Genomic DNA, 2466 nt, shown 5'->3' on the forward strand with positions numbered 1-2466 from the left:
GGGCTAAAAAGATGCTTTAACTATACCACCGGCTCTATTAATTATTAGATGTAGTTTAAGTCCATAGAACCAACCTTTTGTTGTCTTACTGCTTGCTGCTATGCCGGCGAACACTTTATTCATTGAAATACGGTATCTCTTACATACCTCTATATTACTTGAATCTACAAAAGAGAGTCCGTCACACTGATCCAAAATAGAATTGAATATTAGTACTAATAGTGGTAAATGTGGACCTATTATTTTTATAAATTGACTATAGCTTACTAATTGAAAATCTCTTTGATGATGAATTCATATTTGCTTCAGATAATAATTCTTAAAACAATCATAAGATGACTGCCAGTAGCCTATTATAATTGTTATTACCTCACTTCTGTTCAGTCGACTTTTAGGACCAGATTTGTTGTTATGGTTAGTAATTGAATTTGTATGCTTGTCTAATTCTTGAAAAAATCATCGACGTAACAAAATATTTCTGTAAAATCCATTATCATAGGTTATTGCTCTTAAAGTTTTTTCAATAACCTATAAACTTTTTTCTAATACTATAAATACCATATTTTAATTAGCAATTTGTATTTTGTACTCACTTTATAACAAAAACAGTATTATTAAGATCCCCGTAACCCAGTTACTATCAGCTATTCAGCGACTTTTTGAATACGAAACTCGCGTTTTTTAGGATGTCTTCGACAAACAAATCTTGCTTGTCGCATCCACATCCATCGATCTAGTTGAGTAAAAGTTCTCTTAGAGATAACTTTGTTAAAATAACTGCACCATCCCATTATGCTAGGATTAAGATTGTCAATTACTTTATCAATTGCCCATGAAAAACTTCTTTTCCATTCTATCTTCATTCGCTTTTTGAATGATTTTATAGTATCTTTGGATGGTTTAACTAGTAGTGTTACACCTCTTCTTGTACTCTTGGTATTATATTGACGGATATTAAATCCCAGAAAGTCAAACCCTTCCTTAATATGGAGTATCTTGGTCTTTTCCTCTGATAATGTTAATCCTCTAATATTTAACCAATCGTTAATTATCTTCTTTGCTTTAATACAAGAGCTTTCAGATTTTGCACAAACTATAAGGTGAGTAGACCGAAGGAACCTCCCCTTCAGTCTCTCGCAGAACGGTGCGTAAACCTCTCAGCTTACACCGCTCCCATTATCCAAACCTTGATCCAAGGCCTAACCTCCAATGAACAAATAGTCTAGGTTCACGCTTTCGCACACACCCTAACCAATTCCTTGCTCGTTTCTTATAACCTTGGAATCTTTTGTATTTCCTCATTACCCAACGTGTTAGAAAACGCTCCATATTACGTAAAAATGGATACATAGCCGATTTATAATATCGTCCATAATAATTTACCCATCCTTGTACATGTGCATTAAACATCCTCGCTAGGTCAGTAATAGTTTTATCACTTCGCAGATGTATTCTCCAACTCCTTATCTCCTTTCTGATACGGTTTGCAGCTTGCTTACTAATTGCAGGTGAAAAGTTAACAAAAGTTTTACCATATTTATTCATTGATAATCGTGGTCTAAATGTATAGCCAAGAAAATCAAAGCTTTCATACTCATAAGAGCCTCCTCGATCATCATCTTTACAATACACTATTTTTGTCTTTTCTGGGTGTAGTTCAAGACCACACTCTTTTAGTCTAATCTTAATCTCCTCCAGTACTTTCTTAGCCTGCTTTTATCTCAGCAGGATTTTTGATCTCATCACTATGTATTAAGACTGCAAGTTCACTCTTCTTATTTCTGATCCCTACTACATTAAATATTTCACCTTTTGTACCAATTCTACGTTGTGACAAACTCACATGCGATCCTATGGCTAGAGGGCGAAATAACTCTTGTATTTTAACCATTTTTCCCCTTGCATTACTGATATATTGTCTATTTTCTCTAACTCGAAAAACGTATCTTATTTGATTTGTTCTAAGCCAAGAGAGCCATTCCTTACCTATAAATTCTCTATCAGCGGTTAATGCTTCAATGCGGTTTTTGTCAAAAACTTCTAAAAAACACTCCATCAGATCAATACGCTCAATATAATCAGAGTTACCACACTTTTTATCACTTAGAAAATTCCAAAAAGGGGGATCGCTATACCATGAAAACTGACAGCTAAATATAAAATATTTATATGTCGTTTACCAAATTTCCAATTCGTTCTATCTAAACACAATACCCATTTTTGCTCCTGCTCAAACCCAGTCATCATGACTAACATAACAGGTAATACTCTCCATGATATTGAGATTTCAGAGATAAATCTTTGCATCCTTCTATACCATGAAGCTGCTTTAATCCCAGACGGCATTCTATTGCATAACAATGACATGTTTACTGTCCTGCTGTTAAGCATTGAAATGATAAATAATCCTAAACATTTTGCTCTTGATAAATTAAGCGAAATATGTTTTGTAATAATTCGACTAGA

At 33.9% G+C, this 2466-nt stretch carries 5 protein-coding genes; all 5 read right to left on the bottom strand.

Going from position 1 to position 2466, the window contains the following annotated elements; all coding sequences use genetic code 11:
- Positions 1–3 precede the first annotated feature (3 nt).
- The 5 genes from REIS_RS12595 to REIS_RS11135 all read right to left on the bottom strand — a co-directional run bounded on the left by REIS_RS12595 (position 4) and on the right by REIS_RS11135 (position 2457).
- Positions 4–195, bottom strand: coding sequence for a transposase (locus REIS_RS12595; protein ID WP_008580131.1), 192 nt, complete (start codon positions 193–195; stop codon positions 4–6).
- 449 nt (positions 196–644) lie between these two features.
- On the bottom strand, positions 645–1130 hold the full coding sequence (locus REIS_RS17210) for a group II intron maturase-specific domain-containing protein (RefSeq protein WP_371256165.1): 486 nt from the start codon (positions 1128–1130) through the stop codon (positions 645–647).
- 46 nt (positions 1131–1176) lie between these two features.
- Positions 1177–1632, bottom strand: a complete 456-nt coding sequence (locus tag REIS_RS04725; RefSeq protein WP_008580133.1) for a group II intron maturase-specific domain-containing protein — start codon at positions 1630–1632, stop codon at positions 1177–1179.
- A gap of 73 nt (positions 1633–1705) precedes the next feature.
- Positions 1706–2056 (bottom strand): transposase, encoded by a 351-nt coding sequence (locus REIS_RS11130; protein WP_008580135.1) that lies wholly within the window; start codon positions 2054–2056, stop codon positions 1706–1708.
- A gap of 47 nt (positions 2057–2103) precedes the next feature.
- The gene (locus REIS_RS11135; RefSeq protein ID WP_241760951.1) at positions 2104–2457 is read right to left on the bottom strand and encodes a transposase; all 354 of its coding nucleotides are present in this window, start codon (positions 2455–2457) and stop codon (positions 2104–2106) included.
- Between the last annotated feature and the right edge of the window lie 9 nt (positions 2458–2466).

The organism is Rickettsia endosymbiont of Ixodes scapularis (assembly GCF_000160735.1).
Taxonomy (GTDB): domain Bacteria; phylum Pseudomonadota; class Alphaproteobacteria; order Rickettsiales; family Rickettsiaceae; genus Rickettsia; species Rickettsia tamurae.

Coding starts and splice junctions, on each gene's coding strand:
- REIS_RS11130 (WP_008580135.1), bottom strand. CDS start 2,056: ATGGAGTGTTTTTTAGAAGTTTTTGACAAAAACCGCATTGAAGCATTA.